The sequence below is a fragment of the Loktanella sp. Alg231-35 genome (genome assembly GCF_900143545.1).
Lineage (GTDB): Bacteria > Pseudomonadota > Alphaproteobacteria > Rhodobacterales > Rhodobacteraceae > Yoonia.
This window is the reverse complement of the sequence record NZ_FREV01000005.1, coordinates 1-18,491: the sequence shown is the minus strand read 5'-3', so window position 1 is coordinate 18,491 and position 18,491 is coordinate 1. Positions and strand designations below refer to the sequence as shown.

The 18,491-nt window shown below is 55.8% G+C and carries 19 protein-coding genes and 3 pseudogenes; 13 read left to right on the top strand and 9 right to left on the bottom strand.

Annotated elements, in window-relative coordinates; all coding sequences use genetic code 11:
* Positions 1–89: 89 nt before the first annotated feature.
* The 6 genes and pseudogenes from DHN10_RS12820 to DHN10_RS12795 all read right to left on the bottom strand — a co-directional run.
* Positions 90–1,304 carry a cation:proton antiporter gene (locus tag DHN10_RS12820; protein WP_108815749.1) on the bottom strand — a complete coding sequence of 405 codons (1,215 nt, stop codon included), beginning with the start codon at positions 1,302–1,304 and terminating at the stop codon, positions 90–92.
* Between the two features lies 1 nt (position 1,305).
* A complete protein-coding gene (locus DHN10_RS12815) occupies positions 1,306–1,770 on the bottom strand; it encodes a carboxymuconolactone decarboxylase family protein (RefSeq protein ID WP_108815748.1) in 465 nt (154 codons plus the stop codon).
* Between the two features lie 15 nt (positions 1,771–1,785).
* Positions 1,786–2,088 (bottom strand): hypothetical protein, encoded by a 303-nt coding sequence (locus DHN10_RS12810; protein WP_108815747.1) that lies wholly within the window; start codon positions 2,086–2,088, stop codon positions 1,786–1,788.
* 63 nt (positions 2,089–2,151) lie between these two features.
* A complete protein-coding gene (locus DHN10_RS12805; protein ID WP_108815746.1) occupies positions 2,152–2,652 on the bottom strand; it encodes a peroxiredoxin family protein in 501 nt (166 codons plus the stop codon).
* Between the two features lie 79 nt (positions 2,653–2,731).
* On the bottom strand, positions 2,732–3,238 hold the full coding sequence (gene msrA / locus DHN10_RS12800) for a peptide-methionine (S)-S-oxide reductase MsrA (RefSeq protein ID WP_108815745.1): 507 nt from the start codon (positions 3,236–3,238) through the stop codon (positions 2,732–2,734).
* Positions 3,238–3,420 (bottom strand): annotated as a pseudogene (locus DHN10_RS12795) (peptide-methionine (R)-S-oxide reductase); the annotation flags it as partial. The pseudogene DHN10_RS12795 and the gene msrA, both read right to left, overlap by 1 nt.
* Positions 3,421–3,474: 54 nt before the next feature.
* On the opposite strand from DHN10_RS12795, the pseudogene DHN10_RS12790 reads away from it, so the two are divergent.
* The 8 genes and pseudogenes from DHN10_RS12790 to nadC all read left to right on the top strand — a co-directional run bounded on the left by DHN10_RS12790 (position 3,475) and on the right by nadC (position 10,583).
* Positions 3,475–4,592, top strand: a pseudogene (locus tag DHN10_RS12790) (IS3 family transposase).
* A 2-nt stretch (positions 4,593–4,594) separates the two neighbouring features.
* A complete protein-coding gene (locus tag DHN10_RS19755; protein WP_159086994.1) occupies positions 4,595–4,876 on the top strand; it encodes a hypothetical protein in 282 nt (93 codons plus the stop codon).
* Between the two features lie 35 nt (positions 4,877–4,911).
* Positions 4,912–5,604 (top strand): phosphatidylserine decarboxylase, encoded by a 693-nt coding sequence (locus tag DHN10_RS12785; RefSeq protein ID WP_108815744.1) that lies wholly within the window; start codon positions 4,912–4,914, stop codon positions 5,602–5,604.
* Between the two features lie 3 nt (positions 5,605–5,607).
* The gene (pssA, locus tag DHN10_RS12780; protein ID WP_108815743.1) at positions 5,608–6,366 is read left to right on the top strand and encodes a CDP-diacylglycerol--serine O-phosphatidyltransferase; all 759 of its coding nucleotides are present in this window, start codon (positions 5,608–5,610) and stop codon (positions 6,364–6,366) included.
* Positions 6,367–6,370: 4 nt separating this feature from the next.
* Positions 6,371–6,994 carry a class I SAM-dependent methyltransferase gene (locus tag DHN10_RS12775; RefSeq protein ID WP_108815742.1) on the top strand — a complete coding sequence of 208 codons (624 nt, stop codon included), beginning with the start codon at positions 6,371–6,373 and terminating at the stop codon, positions 6,992–6,994.
* A 123-nt stretch (positions 6,995–7,117) separates the two neighbouring features.
* Entirely contained in the window at positions 7,118–8,167 is a 1,050-nt protein-coding gene (gene nadA / locus DHN10_RS12770) for a quinolinate synthase NadA (RefSeq protein ID WP_108816058.1), read from the top strand.
* A 5-nt stretch (positions 8,168–8,172) separates the two neighbouring features.
* Positions 8,173–9,738 (top strand): L-aspartate oxidase, encoded by a 1,566-nt coding sequence (locus DHN10_RS12765; RefSeq protein WP_108815741.1) that lies wholly within the window; start codon positions 8,173–8,175, stop codon positions 9,736–9,738.
* Positions 9,735–10,583 carry a carboxylating nicotinate-nucleotide diphosphorylase gene (gene nadC / locus DHN10_RS12760; protein ID WP_108815740.1) on the top strand — a complete coding sequence of 283 codons (849 nt, stop codon included), beginning with the start codon at positions 9,735–9,737 and terminating at the stop codon, positions 10,581–10,583. Before DHN10_RS12765 ends, nadC begins: the two co-directional genes overlap by 4 nt.
* 175 nt (positions 10,584–10,758) lie before the next feature.
* Here the strand turns inward: nadC and thyX are convergent, their stop codons facing one another.
* Positions 10,759–11,664, bottom strand: coding sequence for an FAD-dependent thymidylate synthase (gene thyX / locus DHN10_RS12755; protein WP_108815739.1), 906 nt, complete (start codon positions 11,662–11,664; stop codon positions 10,759–10,761).
* A 171-nt stretch (positions 11,665–11,835) separates the two neighbouring features.
* Here thyX and DHN10_RS12750 point away from each other — a divergent pair, with 171 nt between their 5' ends.
* The 5 genes from DHN10_RS12750 (at position 11,836) to DHN10_RS12730 (ending at position 16,507) form a co-directional block, all read left to right on the top strand.
* Positions 11,836–12,711 (top strand): hypothetical protein, encoded by an 876-nt coding sequence (locus DHN10_RS12750; RefSeq protein ID WP_108815738.1) that lies wholly within the window; start codon positions 11,836–11,838, stop codon positions 12,709–12,711.
* 27 nt (positions 12,712–12,738) lie between these two features.
* Positions 12,739–14,106, top strand: coding sequence for a surface lipoprotein assembly modifier (locus tag DHN10_RS12745; RefSeq protein WP_234417125.1), 1,368 nt, complete (start codon positions 12,739–12,741; stop codon positions 14,104–14,106).
* A gap of 116 nt (positions 14,107–14,222) precedes the next feature.
* Positions 14,223–14,651 (top strand): plasmid mobilization relaxosome protein MobC, encoded by a 429-nt coding sequence (gene mobC, locus DHN10_RS12740; protein ID WP_108815736.1) that lies wholly within the window; start codon positions 14,223–14,225, stop codon positions 14,649–14,651.
* Positions 14,648–16,138: a relaxase/mobilization nuclease domain-containing protein gene (locus tag DHN10_RS12735; protein WP_108815735.1), complete on the top strand. Its 1,491-nt coding sequence runs from the start codon at positions 14,648–14,650 to the stop codon at positions 16,136–16,138. The genes mobC and DHN10_RS12735 overlap by 4 nt, the downstream gene beginning before the upstream one ends.
* A gap of 189 nt (positions 16,139–16,327) precedes the next feature.
* Positions 16,328–16,507: a hypothetical protein gene (locus DHN10_RS12730; protein ID WP_108816057.1), complete on the top strand. Its 180-nt coding sequence runs from the start codon at positions 16,328–16,330 to the stop codon at positions 16,505–16,507.
* 56 nt (positions 16,508–16,563) lie between these two features.
* Here the strand turns inward: DHN10_RS12730 and DHN10_RS12725 are convergent.
* Positions 16,564–16,773, bottom strand: a pseudogene (locus tag DHN10_RS12725) (zincin-like metallopeptidase domain-containing protein); the annotation flags it as partial.
* Between the two features lie 29 nt (positions 16,774–16,802).
* On the bottom strand, positions 16,803–18,491 hold a 1,689-nt coding region (locus tag DHN10_RS12720; RefSeq protein WP_159086993.1), incomplete at its 5' end, for a UPF0149 family protein.

The window sequence follows — 18,491 nt, the reverse complement described above, 5'->3', positions numbered from 1 at the left end:
CTAAGAGCGCAGCAATTTCTAGATCAAACGGCGACACTGCAGACTATGCAGGCTTTATGCCCATTGAGATCTCCGGTACTTGCGAAGGGTTACAGAGAGGCGCGGCCGATCCATTTGGACAATGGGACGGCGGACATGCCGTGCAAGATGATCGACAGAAAGACGGTCATCGAAACACAAGCGAGGAGTTCCTGTTCACCGGGGAAATCAAATTCGTCCATCATGATGAGCGTGAACAATATCGAGGCAAGCCCACGTGGGCCGAACCAGCCTAAGAAAAGTTTTTCGCGCAACGCTAAACCCGTGCCCAGAAGTGACAGCCAAATGGGAAGCATCCGAACGACTGTCAGAAACAAAAGGGCGAGGATGACGGCGTTCCAGGTCATGTGCTCCAACCCGTCTGGCAACAAGAGCGCACCGAAGATCAAGAAGGCAAACATCGTGAGCAGTTGCCCAACACCTTCCATGAACTCACCGATAAAGTGGATTTCGTGCTGATAGGTATTGCCGAAAACCATGCCCGCAACAAAGGCCGCAATAAATCCGTTCCCGCCAATCAATTCAGACCCGATGTAGGCCGAAAACGCGACAGCAAGGAAGGCTACGCCGCCCGCTGCCTCAACCATTAGGTCTTTGTATTGGGCGTAATCCATTACCTTGGCAACGCCCCAGCCGAACGCGATGCCGACCACTGGCCCCAAAATCACCTGCAAGACGGCAGAGGTCGCCAATCCATCGGTGTTTGCGCCATCCAAGCCCGCAGCCGCAAGGATCGCCCCAAACAACACAAACGGCAGAACCAGCCCATCATTAAGGCCACTTTCTACATTGATTGTCTCGCTGAGGTGTTCGGGCACGTCCTCGCTAGAGACCACAGTTTGCCCTAAGGCGGCGTCCGTTGGGGTAAGAACCGCCGCCGTCAAAAGCGCCATTGCCAGCCCGCTTTCCGGGCTCAAAAGATATGCGACGAGCATGCCAAGTGAGATGGTGAGCGGCAGCCCGATCACCAACATGCGCAATGGCACGTTGAAGTTCCTGCGCAGGGTCTTAAAGCGCACATGGCTAGCGTCCGAAAACAACACAAGGATTAGCGTGACTTCTGCCAGAAGGCGTTTTCCGACGTCCAGAACCTCGGGTTCGGCCAGCATCTCCAGCGGGTGCGCGCTGAGGTATCCGACGATCATGAAGATGATCGGCAACGTCAGAATGGTTTTTGAAATGGCTTTGGTCAGAAGGGAATAGACGAAAACGCACGCCAGAATGCCCAATAAGATAATCTCGAACGAACCATGCGACGTTTCCATATCAGTTTCCCAAAACCGGTGTTGCGCCTTGTGCCAGTTTCAGGCGTGTCCACAAGTTCATGTTGATGACGATGGCGGCGATTTCAGCAATTTCGACGGCTGAGAAATATGCGCTTAAAGCGTCATGCAGCGGCGCGAAACCTGCGAGATCATAGGCGGTGAGCCCCTCGCAATAGGCCAGTGCGGCTTGTTCGAACGGCGTGAACAATGTGCTTTCCTGCCAACTTGCCAAATGCGCAGTTTTTGCGGGATGGATGCCTTGGTCGTGGGCGGCTTGTGTGTGCAGGATTAGGCAGTAGGAACATGGGTTCATCTGCGCAACCCGCAGGCGCAATAGCTGTGCGAGCTGGCCGTCCACTGTCATATCAGCAGTATATCCAACCGATTTTGCCATTTGCTTGGCGATGTCATGAAACGCGATCTGATCGGGATCAAATCGCGTGTTTTCAAATGCTACGTCGGTCATTTCTTTTTCCCTAGATTAAATTTCGCATACCAATTCTGATGCGTGACCGGGACCCGCAGCAGAAACGGGCAGGTCAGGCGGATTTTGTGCTTCGCCGCACCTGGCAAGTGCAACAGACAAGATCGGCGCGGCGCCTGCGGGGGCTGGCCCTTCGTAATCTTCAAGTCCGTCGGGTTTGGTGAACGGGGGGCGAAGGGCTTCCAGCAGTTTTCTGAACGGAGCCATATCGCCCGCTTCAGCGGCTTGAAGCGCCTCTTCCACGCGGTGGTTGCGGGTGTTGGCGTTGCCGAAACCCAACTTGAGATCATGTTTGGTCATCGGGCGTCCTCTTCAAATCAAAGCAGGTTTGGCGAGGCGATTGCCACCCCGCCAAAGGTGTCGCTAGGCGTTTTCGAACTCGACGTCGTCGGCTCTGAGCGCCTTCATGAAACGCACAGGATCGATCCGGAAATCAGCGTAGACGACATTGCCCTGCGGGTCGATCACGGTGAACCAAGGCGTGCCGCCAGAGACGTAATCCTCCATAAACGACGGGTGCCGTTCGCCTTCCGCGGGCACATCATGGCCAAACGGAATTTTCAGGCTGTATTGTTCCTGATTGATCCGCAGCTTGTCGAACGTGTTGACCTTGGGCCCCTCAAAGACAGTTTGGATCGCTGCAAAGCTGAACCCTTTGTCTTTCAGGTTGTCGTGCAAATACTTCAGCGCAGGAAACCCGCGTGAATGACAACCGGGGCACCAGTGTTGAAACGCATAGATGATCTTATACCCATCACCCAGATCAGCCAGTTGCAGCGGCTTATCCATGAGGTCGCCATTGCCGTCGATCCATTTCCTAACACGCAGTTCGTGGGCCGGACCATTGAGGGAACCAAATTGCATAGTGTCTCCTTTCATCAGGCAAATGCCTGAGTCCATTTCAGGGCAGCCCCCCGCGGGACACGGGGGGAGGTATCGGCATTTATTCGGCGGCTTGCCGTCGCGGCAGAACCCAATCCGGCCGGACAAAGTGGCAGGTATAGCCATTGGGGCGGTTGACCAGATAATCCTGATGCTCCGGTTCGGCCTCCCAGAAGTCATTCGCAGGCTCAACCTCGGTCACAACTTTGCCAGGCCACAGCCCAGACGCATCAACATCAGCAATCGTGTTCAACGCCTCGTCACGTTGAGCTTCGTCGGTGTAATAGATCGCCGAGCGATAGGACGTTCCGCGATCATTGCCCTGGCGCAGTGCCGTTGACGGGTCGTGGATCTGGAAAAAGAACTCCAGAAGGGCGCGGTAACTGGTTTTTGCCGGATCAAAGTTGATTTCGATCCCCTCTGCGTGGGTTCCATGATTCCGGTAGGTGGCGAATTTCACGTCGCCACCCGTATAGCCAACGCGAGTGGATACAACGCCTGGAAGTTTGCGGATCAAATCCTGCATACCCCAGAAACAACCACCAGCCAGAATTGCACGTTCAGTCATTATATGTCCTCCACTTGGTCGATGAATGCGCCATAGCCTTCGCCGTCCATCGCATCGCGATGAATGAACCGCAGGCTGGAGGAATTGATGCAGTAGCGCAGGCCACCTTTGTCGCGCGGTCCATCGGTAAACACATGCCCCAGATGGCTGTCACCGTGTTTGGAGCGTACTTCTGTGCGCATGTCTTGGCCCCCTAAAACTGTGCCAAAGTTGGCTTAGTTTTGGAGATTGGATTGATGGCACGGAAACGGTACTCGGATGAAGATGTTCTTCGGCTTTTGCGTGAGATTGAACTGAGCCTAGCGTCTGGCTCAGATGTAGCGACGGCCTGCAGAAGTGCTGGTGTCAGCGACGCGACCTATTACACATGGCGCAAACGGTTTGGTGGCATGGGACGATCGGAGATGGCCAATCTGAAGGCGCTTCAGAAAGAGAATGATCGGCTCAAGAAGATCGTGGCGGAGCTTGAGTTGGATAAGCTGATCCTCAAAGAGAGCCTTGATTATTTAAAGCCGAAGGCCTGACGACAGACCAGCTTCGTCAGGCCGTGGTGCACAGCCGACAAAAGCTGGCAACCTCTGAACGGCGCACATGTCGGGTTCTGGGCGTGGCCCGAAGCACGTTGCAATACCAAGCGGTTTCCACGGATGATGAGGTGTTGCGCCTGGCAATGATCCGATTGGCCAAGCAATATGGGCGCTACGGCTATCGTAAGGTTGCGGAACTACTGCGAGTCGAAGGCTGGCCCGTCAATCATAAGAAGATCGAACGCCTGTGGCGCGAAGAAGGCCTGCAACTTCCAAGGCGACACAAGAAACGCAGGCGACTGTACCACAAGGACAGCTCAATCATCCGGCTGCGGCCGCAACATCCCAATCACATCTGGAGCGTCGATTTTGTGCACGACAAACTGAGCAACGGGCGGCCCTACAAGATGCTCACGGTGCTGGATGAATATACCCGTGAGGCACTGTGTGTCGCGGTCAAACCAAAGATGAACAGCGCGGATGTGCTGGATGCGCTCTACCCACTGCTTTTGCGGCGCGGGAAACCCGTATACATTCGTTCGGACAATGGCTCAGAGTTCATCGCAACAGCACTACAAGACTGGCTGAGAAAGGTCGGGATTAAGCCGATCCAGATATACCCGGGGTCACCCTGGGAGAACGGATACAACGAGCGCTTCAATGGCACGCTGCGCCGAGAAGTCCTGAATGCTGAATGGTTCCACACCACGAAACAGGCACAGATCGTCATCAATACATGGCTCAGACAGTACAATCGTGTTCGACCCCATCAGGCTTTAAACATGCGTCCGCCAATTCCAGAAACATTGCTCAAAAGTGGCCCATAGAAATGGGGCTGGACAATCTCAAGAGAGATGACGAACAGTTTGTTATTGGTGCGCTGCAAGCCGCTGCCTATGAGGCAAAATATGGCGATTGTATATTTGACCGACCCAATCATCTATATTTATGCAGGGCATTGCGGGACAAAGTTGATTTTCGCTGCCGCCGCGTCAAAGAACATACAGTTCTACAGCTTTGCGGGCTGATTCCAAATAGAGACGACTGGTCCAAGTTCTATCCCGCCACTCCTCTCTCAATTGAGTTGCAGGGGCTAGGCTTAACCTTATAGGTAGCGGGTATTACACAGAGTATTGAGACACCCCTATGAAGATGCGTGACACGTTCATTAAGCCGATGCATCCCGAAGGTCGCAGATTTGTAGCCATCTTTGCTGCCGTCACGCTTTTACTTTTCCTTGTGGCTTCTTTCTTAGGTTGGATTGGTGTTGGGCTGACGATCTGGTGTTATTACTTTTTTCGCGACCCCGTGCGCGTCACACCGACGCGCGAAGGTCTGATCGTTAGTCCGGCCGACGGCGTCGTCTCTCTTATTGAGAAGGCCATCCCACCGGCTGAGCTCGGCATGCCCGACGTGGCCCTGACCCGCGTCAGTGTTTTCATGAGTGTTTTCAATTGCCACGTGAACCGCGCCCCTATCGCGGGTCAGGTTTCGGCGATCGCATATCGTCCGGGAAAGTTCTTCAATGCGTCGCTGGACAAGGCCAGCGCCGACAATGAGCGCAACAGCCTGTGCATTGATATGGCCGACGGAAGGCAGCTTGCCGTGGTGCAAATAGCAGGGCTGGTAGCACGTCGGATTGTCTGTTTTTCCGCCAAAGGCGACACTTTATTGACCGGCGAGCGGTTTGGCCTGATACGCTTTGGCTCTCGTTTGGATGTTTACCTGCCTGATGGTGTCGCACCTATGGTCTGCCTCGGACAAGGCATGATCGCGGGGGAAACTGTTCTTGCTGATCTTACTACGGCTGAGCCTGCACGCATTGGGCGGGCGGACTAGATCATGGCCGCTGAGCCGCCAGAATCCGCAAATCAACCCAATGTTCGGGTCATCCATCTGCTGCCAAATCTGCTAACAATCGCGGCTGTTTGCGCCGGACTTACGGCGATCCGTTTCGGCTATGAACGCGACTTTGAAATGGCGGTGCGCCTTGTTCTGGTGGCCTGTGTTTTGGACGGCTTGGATGGTCGATTGGCGCGATTGATGAACCGCTGCAGCGAGGTTGGGGCCGAACTCGATTCTTTGGCCGATTTCGTCAACTTTGGCGTCGCCCCGGTTTTGATCATGCACAGCTGGTTGTTTCAGGATTTTCGAAGCGCTGGGTGGATTGCCGTATTGATCTATACAACCTGCTGCCTGCTGCGGCTCGCGCGCTTCAACGTCAGCAGCCGTTCAGAAAATGATGACCCACCTTCGGATTTCTTTGTGGGCATCCCGTCGCCCGCCGGAGCCATTCTTGTACTGCTGCCGATGATTGTCTCATTCGCCATTTCTGACCTGCCTTTGATCCCGCCTGTGATTGGCGCGCTTCACATCTGCCTGATTGGATTTTTGATGATCAGCCAAACGCCTACATACTCTTTCAAGAATGTCGCGATAGATCGCGCCAATGCCAAATTCTTCCTGTTGGGTGCTGCCATTCTAACAGCGGCGTTGCTGACCTACCTTTGGGCAACGCTCACCGTGCTTGCACTGGCATATATTGGGTGCCTGATCTGGGCCTACCTCACCTCCCCCAATTCACGGGAAACCAAAGGATAACGTCTTGGAACTCAAAGCCATTAAAACTTCATACGCGCGTTGGGCGCCGATTTACGATAGAACGTTCGGCGCCATTACAAATGTCGGGCGGTGTAAAACAGTCGAATATATCAATGCGCAAGATGCCGAGACCGTTCTTGAGGTCGGGGTCGGCACCGGCCTAGCTTTGCCGAGATATCGCCCCAACTTGGCCGTAACCGGAATTGATTTCAGCGAAGATATGTTGGCCAAGGCGCAAGCCAAAACTGATCAGCTCGACCTGAAACAGGTCCGAAACCTCGTCCAGATGGATGCGCGCGACCTCGACTTTCCGGACGCGTCGTTTGATGTCGTCGCGGCGATGCACATCATATCAGTGGTTCCTGAACCCGAAAAGGTCATGGCCGAGATGGCGCGGGTCTGCAAACCCGGTGGCCGCATTGTCATAACAAATCACTTCGCCAGAGAACGTGGCCTGTTGGCCTGGATCGAGCGGCTAACGGCCCCGTTTGCCAACCTTCTAGGTTGGCATTCGGATTTTGAAATCAGCACAGTTCTAAAAGAATCCAACACTTCGGTTGTTGAACAAAGATCGCTGCCACCCTTGGGCATGATGACGTTTCTGGTGTTGCAAAAAGACGCGAACTGACGCGTCTATTCTTCGCAGCACCGGTTCCAAAAGTAGACCTGTAGACGCCGACAAGCGACTGAGCCATTGGCCTATGAGGGGCGGTTGTGTATTGAAAATCCGATTCGGCAGGAGATCCCAAAAATGTTAAATATTTCGCGTGTTCGCACTGTCCTTGCGGACCATTATGACCTGGAGCCATCGCAAGACTGCGCTGAGGCCCTAGAGAGTACCTATGCACGCATGTCTCGGGTCGTGACGCCGCCAGACTGGATAACTTTTGCGCCCTATGTCAGAGCGATCAATGCCCTAAAACAAGAACGCAATGCCGTCATTCTTGGGCATAACTACATGACGCCCGAGATTTTTCATGGGGTGTCCGACTTTGTCGGCGACAGCTTGCAACTTGCAATGAAGGCGAGTGAAGTCGAAGCACAGGTCATTGTTCAGGCAGGCGTTCATTTTATGGCGGAAACGTCCAAAATCCTGAGCCCGGAGAAAACCGTTCTGATGCCCGACATGGACGCAGGCTGTTCCCTCGCCGAGAGCATCACCGCCGATGGTATCGAAGAAATGCGCGCGAAATACCCCGGCGCACCCGTCGTGACCTATGTGAATACGACAGCCGAGGTGAAAGCCGCTTCGGACATTTGCTGCACGTCCTCAAATGCGCTTCAGATCGTCAATGCGATGGAAAGCGATACGGTCATCATGACGCCGGATCAGTATCTGGCGCAGAACATTGCCAACCAAACCCATAAGAAGGTGGTGTATTGGCCCGGCTCTTGCATCGTGCATGAACAATACACAGCCAAAGATCTGCGAGAGTTCAGAGAGTGGAATCCGGGCACCGAATTGATCGCGCATCCAGAGTGCCCACCAGACGTCGTCGCAGAAGCTGATTTCTCTGGGTCGACCAGTGGGATTCTCAAGTACGTCACAGACCGCAAACCAGAAAAGGCGTTGCTGATCACCGAATGTTCGATGGCGTCCAATATTGCGGATCAGTTGCCAGAGGTGGAATTCGTGGGCCCCTGCAACATGTGCCCCTACATGAAGAAGATATCGCTCGAAAAAATTCTCTGGGTGCTGCACAGCGGTGAAAATGAAGTTTTCGTGGATCCAAGTGTCGCTGAAAAAGCGCGCCAATCCGTTCAGGCCATGATCGACCTATCGCGCAAACTGGGCCTTTGAGCGAAATGAAAGCCATCCAAACTGACCGAATTGTCATTGTCGGTGCTGGGCTCGGTGCGCTCTATGCGGCGCTTTTGCTGGCGCCCCGCCCCGTCGTCATAATCTCACCCGAGCAATTGGGCGAAGGCGCAAGTTCAGCTTGGGCGCAGGGCGGTGTCGCGGCTGCCATGGATTCCGCGGATAGTGCGCAGAGCCACGCAGCCGACACCGTGAAGGCAGGCGACGGCACGGTCGATCCCAAGGTTGCTGACCTTGTCACCCAAGAAGCACGGGAACATGTCCTTAAATTGACCGCATTGGGCACGCCTTTTGATCGGACCGAGAACGGCGACTATGTGATGTCGCGCGAGGCCGCACATAGCTTTGCCCGTGTCGTCCGTGTCAAAGGCGATCAAGCTGGTGCTGAGATCATGGCAGCACTGATTGATGAAGTCCGACAAACCCCAACTATTCAGGTTCTTGAAGGCACAATGGCGCTGGACCTAGAGGTCACAGACAGCCACGTCACGGGGATTGCCATACAGTCAGCGGATAATCTGCGGTCTGCGCCGGTCATGCTGCGCGCCAACGCCGTATTGATGGCTGGCGGTGGCTCTGGCGGGCTTTATGCCGTGACCACAAATCCGCCACGTATTCGTGGTCAAGTCATCGGTCTGGCGGCGCGCGCAGGGGCGGTGATTGCTGATGCCGAATTTGTCCAATTCCACCCAACTGCGCTGGACGTCGGTGAAGACCCATCGCCGCTGGCCTCAGAGGCTCTGCGCGGTGAAGGTGCGACACTGATCAACAACCGCGGCGAACGGTTCATGCAATCGGTACATCCCGACGCAGAGCTTGCACCGCGTGACGTTGTCGCCCGTGAGATTTTTGCCCAATCCCAAGCAGGGCTTCGCCCGATGCTCGACACGCGCGACGTGCTGGGAGAGGCCATCAAAACGGAGTTTCCCGCCGTTGCGAAGGCTTGTGCTCGCAACAACATTGACCCGGCACGCGAGCCAATTCCAGTGGCTGCTGCGGCCCATTACCACATGGGCGGCATTCGAACGGATACGGAAGGCCGCGCATCGCTTGGCAATCTGTGGGTCTGCGGTGAGGCGTCGTCGACGGGTTTGCACGGGGCCAATCGCCTGGCGTCAAACGGATTGCTGGAGGCGCTCGTCTTCGCGCGCATTTGCGCCACGAATATTGCAGCCTACGTGCCTGAACGTGCTTCTCCTCAGATCAACATCACTTTCGAAGATGGCAGCACGCCGCCCGACGCAAAAGCCGTCGCCGAATTGCGCCAGACAATGACCGCCCATGTTGGCGTTGTGCGGGACGCCAGCAGTCTCAAGAGAGCTTTGCGTAAGATTGCGGAGCTTGAGGCAACTTTTGGGGCCAGCGTCTCGTTTCTCAACATGACCGCGACGGCCACCTTGATCGCGGCCTCAGCGCTGTGTCGCGAAGAAAGTCGCGGCGCACATGAACGGTCTGATTTCCCGGATCGTCTGCCCGGTGATGGCCAAAGGTCGCACTTCACGCTGAAAGACGCACTGACCCTTCGAGCCAAAATTTGCGAGGAAACATCATGAGCTTTTCAAGTGTTCCAGATTTAATCTTAGAACCAATGATCAAGAACGCGCTGATGGAAGATTTGGGCAGCTACGGCGATGTCACAACGCGCGCTGTGATCCCATCCCAAACGACTTACGAGGCCCGCCTGAACGCCCGTGCAGATGCGGTAGTATCGGGGATGCAGGTGGCGCGCATTGCATTTCATTTGGTTGACGCCACGCTTGATATCCAAACACACCGCGCGGATGGCCAGTCCTGCAAATCCGGCGACACGTTAATGACCATAAAAGGAAGCGCCGCCTCTATCCTGTCCGCGGAACGGGTCGCCTTGAACTTTGCAGGGCGTTTGACCGGAATCGCAACAAAAACAGCTTCATTTGTGGCCGAAGCGTCAGGCACCAACGCTCGCGTGACCTGCACCCGCAAGACGACACCGGGCCTGCGTCTGGTGGAAAAACTTGCTGTGCTGCACGGCGGCGGTTTCAACCACCGCTATTCACTATCTGATGCGATAATGATCAAGGACAATCATATCGCGGCGGCCGGTGGGGTTCGGCAAGCGCTTGAAGCCACAAAGGCGCATGCAAGCCACATGATGGCCGTTGAGATTGAAGTGGATCTGATCGAGCAGTTGAAAGAGGTCCTTGATGTCGGCGGAGCGTCGGTGGTGCTTCTTGATAACATGAGCAATGCACAGCTGCGCGAGGCCGTCGCCTTGATAGACGGGCGCATGAAAGTCGAGGCCAGCGGAAACGTCACGCTGGACCGGATCGCTTCGATCGCAGCGACGGGCGTTGATTACATTTCATCTGGAGCTTTAACGCATTCTGCGATGACAGTTGATCTTGGCCTCGATTTCTGACCCTACACGCAAGTGCATCGTTTATTCGGTAATCCCACCATTCTTAATGGGGCCCAACCCAAGCCCCCAGCCTGCTTCAACACCACCACGACCCACCTGCGATCATACGGTTTTCAATATGCATGTCGCCTAGCATCAGTGCCAACGCCTCAGAAACCCTGTACCCGGTGTTTCCTTACCCGATAACCCCTTCAAACTCCCGCCATTCGCCCTTGGACATGCCCGAGGTCTCTTGCGTGACTTCTTCGCCTTTGAGCATGCGCCGCAGGCAATCAATTGCCTTAGATGAGAGTGTCGCCCCACCCATGCGGTAATCTTCGAACGCCCCATAGGCCGCGGGCACCCAGTCGGCGACGACTTTGCAAATCTCGTCGGCATAGACCCGGATTTCGTATTGCGCGTGGCTGTCGGCCCGCAGCCGCAGGAAATGGAATAGGTTGTGCAAATCGACCTTCCAGTACCATTGCGTATAGATGTTCGCGGGCAGGTTCATGCGGGCGAGTTCGCGGGCGAGGCCTTGTTGGCCGTCGTCCGATATCATCTCGGCGTAGTGGTCATAGCAGCGCGCTGCGTCGCCTTTGAGGTATTCGAGCACGCGAGCGGCTTCTTCGCCCGTCAGTGCTTCGCCTCGTCCTTGGTTGTTGATCACCGATTGGGCGGCAAGTTTGTCGGGCTCGGGGATGTAGAATTCACGGTCGAGGATCGAGTAGCGCGCGGAGTATTCGTTGACGTTGGCGGTCCGGTGCCGGATCCATTGGCGGGCGACAAAGACGGGCAGTTTGACGTGCAGCTTGATCTCGCACATCTCGAATGGGGTCGAGTGCCAGTGCCGCATCAGATAGCGGATCAGCCCGGCGTCGTTTTGCACTGATTTGGTGCCTTTGCCATAGGACACGCGGGCGGCCTGGCAGATGGCTGCGTCGTCGCCCATATAGTCAATGACCCGGATGAAACCATGGTCGAGCACGTCATAGGCAGTGTAGAGGTGCTGCTCCATTCCCGGTGCAACTGCGCGCAGCGTGGGCTGCGGGTTGCTGCGCAATTCGTCGATTTCGGCCTGTTGTTCGGGGGTCATGGGCATTGCGGTCTCCGGGGGATCAGGGTCTGAGTCGCGCCACTATAGAAAATGGAGAGCCGTGACAAAACCTCCATCCCTCCACGTAAAGGCGATTAAATCATAGGTTGCGTATTGACTTGTACTGGTGCCGCAAAGAAGTTGCGCGCAACTGAGATTGTAAATGAGGATTTAATAATGAACAGATCCGTCGCACTAACCGTACCAGCGCTCGTTTTGGCCGCGTGCTCTGACCAACGCGCAGATGACTCTACTGATCCTGATCCTGATACTGGTGGTGTCACCGATCCGACCCCAGGTGCTGTGACAAGCGACAATATTGTAGTTGGTGACTTGCGCGCCGCAACATATAACGCCGGTGACGGCAGTCTTCTTGTGCAGATCACGCTGGATGGCAATGACGTCAACCAATCCTACGGCCCGGCTACCGCCGATGGGGATTATGACATTTTCACGCTGCAAAACAGCGCGACAGATCGCTTTTTCACTGCATTTGCTGGTGAATCGACCGATGGCAGCGTAAGCGCTGTGGTTGTATCCGATGGCGGTCAGTTTAACCGTTTCTTTGGTGGGGCGACTGTAAATCAGGTCACTTACGCGGCACCCACGGGTGGAATCGCCAACTATTCCGGCGATTACGTTGGCCTGTTGAACTTTGGCCCCGCTGCCGGCGACGGTCCTGGCGAAGCCTCCACACCACAACAATCGATGCAGGTGAATGGTGAGGTCTTCTTCAAGGCCGACTTCACCGACAACGCCGTGAACGGCAATATTTACAACCGGACATATGGCCCCACCGGGACAGGTACCGCATTGCCAGAAATCGTGCTAACGGTTGGCGACATTTCCGCGGATGGCAGTTTTACTGGGACTGTGGAGCTTCGCGACCTAACTGGTATTGGCGATTATTCTGGTGCCTTTGGTGGCAGTGGTGCTACTGCCGTTGCCGGAACAGTTGCGCTTGGCGCCGGATTTTCGGACGGGGCAATTGCAGGAGCTGATGGCAGGGAACGTGAGTATGGTATTTTCGTGTTGGATCAGGACGCGCCCTAAACCGCGTTTCGGCTTGTCGGTCGCATGATGCGACGTGGCATTCTGGCATTGGCGGCGGCACTGTTTTGCAGCTCCGCCAATGCACAAACACAGATTGATGTGCCCATTGCGCAGGCCCGTGTCATCATGGCGCAGGCCGCCGTCGGTGGTGATCCGGCACTGGCAGTTGAGATTGCCAATGCGATCCTCGCCCAAGATCCTGATGACCGTGATGCCCTTGTTGTGTTGGCTGTCGCATCCCCGCGCTTGGGCGACCCAAAAGCGGGTCGCGCGGCTGGTGCCCGTGCTTGGCGCCTGTCCGAAAGCCCCGCCCAGCGTTATGAGGCCGCGCGTGTCACCGCCCTTGCTGCTGCCAATGCCGAAGAACTCACCCTTGCCACGTTCTGGCTGCGCCTCGCTCTGATCTCTGCGCCGGATGAAGCTGAACGCACCCGCACGATCAACGATGCCCGCGCCGTGGCGCAGCGCAATCCATGGTCGACGCAGTTGTCGTTTTCACTTGTGCCGTCGAATAATGTGAATGGAGGGGCCGAGGATGAGGATTGTTCCTCGCTTGGTGTATTGACCTGCACATTGTCGGAAGACGCAGTTGCACTGACCGGTTGGCGCGGCTCATTTGGGTTTGGCACCCAGTATCGATTGCAAGAAAGCCCGACGAGCCGCACAATCGCTAGCCTTCAATATCAGGCAGCGCGGGTCTGGATCACCGAAGATACCAGCGTGCCTAATGACGCATTAAGCACCAACTCCCTACAATTGTCGCTCCGCCATGACCGGGCGCTGGAAAACGGCACGGTGAGCGGCACCCTGTCGCGCGCCCAAGTGCAATACCGCGATCTGGACCTGAGCGCGGGCACAACCGAAGATCAATCATACGATATCTGGCGAGTTGGGATTGATCGCCGGTTTCCTCTGGCAGAACGCACCAGCATGTCGTTGTCGTACCGGCGCGAGTTGCTGATCTACGGGGCGACCGGCATTGGCGAAGTCAATCGCAATTCCGTCAGCGCCGGTTTGACCTATGGTCTGCAAAATGGTGATCAGATCAGCGGGACCGCGACGTTTACAGACAGCGTTGGCGATTTGGATAACTACACGTCACAAGATCAGAGTTTGCGCATTCTCTATGGTTGGTCAGAACCAATCGGCCCTATCAAACTATCCGCCGGTGGCGGAATTCGATGGGCCGACTATCCCGTTTATGCAGTGGGCTTCAATATCGACGAACGCCAGGACACAACCGTCTTTGCCGAAGCCAACATCGGTTTTCCAGAGGTCTCTTTTGCCGGGTTCACTCCGGGTTTGCGTGTTGATCTGTCCAAAGTAGACAGCAATGTCAGCCGATTTGACAGGACTACGTTTTCGGTTGGCTTTACCATCAATTCGCAGTTCTGAACCAAGAAGATTGATGGTGCAGTTGCAGAGAGATAGTTTGAACTCTCTCTTTGACGTCCTTCTCGAATGGGAAACCCATCTCGCACAACATGATCCAAGTGATCTGAGGTGCGACGATGAGCACATCAGACAATAGTTTCAATGCGATAGCCGGAAAGCAGGCAAAGAAGAAGCCTGCGCCGTTCTCATTGCGCCTCACGTTCGAGGAAAGAAGCCGCCTGGAAGAGCTAGCGGGCGATGAGCCGTTGGGCAGCTACATCAAGCGCAAACTCTTTGACGGGCGTGGTGCATCGCACAAACGCGCCCGCTCGAAGCTCAGACGCCCTGTCAAGGACGATGCCAGCCTGGCGAAATTGCTGGCCTTGCTTGGTAGCTCTCGGATCGCCAACAACCTTAATCAACTCGCCAAAGCAGTGAACATTGGCTACTTGCCGGTCTTAGAAGAAACCGAGAAAGATATTCGCAGCGCATGCGCCGATGTTGCTGCGATGCGGGAAGAGCTGCTGCGCGCTCTCGGTCAGCGCAGCGATTTGGGGTCGTCATGATCCTCAAAGGCTCTCAACGCGGCGGTGCCAAGCAGCTCGGGCTTCATTTATTGAAGACCGCCGAGAACGAACATGTCGAAATCCACGATGTCAGGGGCTTTATGACAGATGATGTCGTAGGTGCGTTCCGCGAAGCTGAAGCAGTCTCGAAGGGCACAAAGTGCCGTCAGTATTTGTTTTCTGTTTCGCTCAACCCACCTGAGACCGAATCCGTGCGGATCGAAACCTTCGAACAGGCCATTGCAGCCATTGAAGAAAAACACGGACTGACCAGCCAACCCCGTGTGATCATCTTCCATGAAAAGGAAGGACGGCGACATTGCCATGCCGTGTGGAGCCGGATCGATGCCGAAACTATGACGGCCAAGCCGCTTCCGTTCTTCAAGAACAAGCTGATGGAAGTCTCTAAACAGCTCTATTTGGAACATGGCTGGCAGATGCCAAGGGGTTTAGCCAGCAACCAGGACCGCGATCCGCGCAACTTCACCCTGGCTGAATGGCAGCAAGCCAAACGTGTCGGGCGGCATGCCGGAGACCTAAAAGCCGATATTCAGGAAGCCTGGGCGATCTCGGACAGCCGCAACAGTTTTTCGCATGCACTTGAAGAGCGTGGGCTTTTCCTGGCGCGTGGTGATCGGCGCGGTCATGTCGCTTTGACGTTCGAGGGGGAAGTGATCTCGATCCCCCGCGCCATTGGCAAGAAGTCGAAAGATATCACAGCGCGTCTGGGTAAGCCGCAGGAGCTGAACACTGTCAGTGAAACCCGCCAACGCATCGCGCAAGACATTGCGCCCAAGCTTGCCTCTTACATTACCAAAGCACGCGCTGACGCGAACGCGGAGAAGTCTGCGCTTGAGATACGCCGTCAGGAGGTGCAAGCCCAGCAACAGGCTGAACGTGCTAAGCTCGATGCCGGTCAAAAGGCCCGCGTTGAACAAGAAGCCGCCGCTCGATCAGCGCGATTGCGAAAAGGCCTGCGCGGCTTGCTCGACCGCGTGACCGGCAAACGTGCCGCGCTTGAAAAACAAAACGAGATGGAGGCGATATGGTCGGTTCAACGTGACCGTGAACAGCGTCATGCCTTAGTCGAAGCTCAGCTCCACGACCGGCAGAACCTTCAAGCTGAAATTGTCTCAGCCCGCAATCGTCATGCTGAGGTGCTGCGTGGCCTGCATCATGATCGAACAAACAACCGATTGATGATGCGTGGCTTAGAACAACAGGCGAAGAAAGAACCACGCGTTCAGAGCTCCAAAGCTGATACGCGTTCGGTGAGGCAGGCCTACGTTGAGAACCAGAAAAAGATATCGGCTGAGCGGGTGAAGAATGCTCAAGAGCGGCTTGAAAGTTTGCGTAAAGATCAGCAGCAAAAACCAACCGTCCGCGTTCGTCAGACAGGGCGAGACGCCATATCACCGCAAGATCGTCTTCAACGCCTGCGAGAAGGTCGAACACGCAAACCGCGCGGTCCAGAACTCGACAGATAAAGAGCACGCTCCCTTTGAAGAATGTGAATTGTGCAGTCCGGCAGAAGATTGCTGCACCAAACGACTGTCTTCGCTTCCGTGAATCCTCACTGCTACGACACGTAGACCAACCAAACCATCAAGCGCCTTGATGTGTATGGGCCGAAAGGCCCTGAGTGGTTTGGGGCCTCCTTGACGATGGAGGATCACATGAAACTCGTCACACGATTTGAAGCAGCTTCCCGCAGCACTGAACAACTGCACGGTCTCTTCAGAGAAGCTTTCAACGCTTTTTCTGTTGCGCCGCGCGGATCGCAGGAGCGCAAAGATGCTCTGGCTTCCTTGGAAAACATCGAGGCTGAACTGGCATCCCGAATGCGAGGTCTTTAAGCCTCGCGCGGTGGGCCGAAAGGCCCACCGCAATTTTCTTTTGCTGCTTGGAGCGGCTATGCCGCCGCTCCTGCTTTTTTCTCTTCGACCTGAAACCCATGAAGGAAATCTGCTGCGCGTTGGGCGTGGGCAGCGGCGCTGAAGATCGCGCGCTTGTCGTCCTTCAAAACCTTCAACCAGCTTTGGATATATGCTGCATGATCGGTGCCGGGCTCCGGCGTCAGTGCCAGATCAGCGCACAAGAATGCTGCGCCAAGTTCGGCGACTTATCCTGACAGTCAACAGATAAGCAGCATCATTTCTGTTTTTCGGCGCTCGCGATCAACCATTTGCGTAGCTTTGGCGCTTGGTCGGTTTTGGTTTTGCAATCCGCCGCCTCTTCGAGGAGCGTACGCATGGCTTTGCTGTCTTTTCCGAGAGATTTTGCGGACCATTGAGGTTTGTGGGCTTCCCAGGCTGTCAGATACCCGTCGGCCCAGATTGAAAACAGGATAGGGTCTGCCGGAAACAGGGCCTCTGATGGCGCGCCTTCACGCAACAGGGACAGGCGGTGATTGTAGGCCAGCACGATCAGGTCGAGGAGCTTTTGCATGTCGTCTTCTGAGGCAAGGTCTTCGGCAACGACATTGAAGATCGTGACGATCCACTCGGAGGGTTTGATGAACTTGGGCGCGGTGCAGAGACCGGTCAGAAAGCCTTCCATCCAGGGCAGCGTGATCTTCGCGGGGCGCAGGAGTTTATCCAGCGCCTTTTGTTCCTTTGCACCAAAAGGTGCGACTTCAGCATAGTCTCCCGGTGGCAAGCGCTCTTCGGTGACCTCAAGGCCACCAGACGACATCGGCAGCCCGTCCTGATGGACCCAGGCTTCAAAGCTCATGCCATGAACGAAGTGCATGATCGGTGTCTTCTTCAGATCGCGGCCCTCGGTCATAGCCTGGGCTACGGCGACAAACTCGGAGGCTGTGGGGTCTTTTGCGGCCGCCAGCAAGACGGCGTTGCGGGCAAAGACCATGGCCCAGAAATCGCGGCGGGTCTCCAGATGCTGCCAAAGCTTGCGGTTCATCGAATTCTGCGTCGTCGCGCTTTCGATGGCATCTGAAGAGGCATCGCTGTCCTCGAACCAACTGTCCGAGATCGGGAAGCGATCGAGCCAATCTTCGCTGGCCATAATCAGACTGCCGCGGGCACGAGCCGAAAGGGCGGAGACTTCACCGTCGGGGTCGGCCGCGGAGGCGATACCTGCGATATCTGCCTCTCGCGGGCGCAGATCACCAAAACCTGCGGTCTCGACGACATCAAGCAGGCCTGCTGCGGGCATGTTGCCGTTTGATTGCCCGTCGGCAAGCGCCCAGGACAAAGCGGCGAACGCATAATCCGCTGTTGTATCCAACGCGCCTGCCTCATCCATGATTTGTCCGATCATCTGTTTTTGCTCGGTGGCGCTGTTGCACGGGATCACAAAGGCGTCCTTGACGCCAAAGCCCTGCTTGAGCAGCACGACCGCCAGGGCCCGGCGGCTACCGGATTGAATGGCCATGGAGATGCTCTGAGCGCCGCTGCCGTCGATCATGGAGGAGACGGCACGATGGATTTTGGGTTTTGAGCGCGCCTCGGGTGCCTTTGTCCCGCTCTTGAGGGCGGACCGGATGATAGCATCGATTCCGCGCAAAGTGCCTGCGTCCTGCAACCAGCTTCGGATCAACGTGATCCTTGAGAACAAGGCTTGCGACAAATCACCGGCCTCCTCGCGCAAAGTAAGGCCCGCCAGCGCACCAGCACGCACTGACGGGTCGGTAGCAAGTAGTAGCGCAGCAGCAGCTTCTCCACACAGGGGCTCCGACCGGGTCGCCAGCTTGCGGATGAAAGCGAACCGTGCCTCAGATGGCAAGGTGGGCAGCATCTCATCGAGCAGCGCCAGCATGGCCGAAACCGATTGTTGCCCGATCTCGTTGAAGCCTTTGAAGATCCCGTCAAACATCTCGTC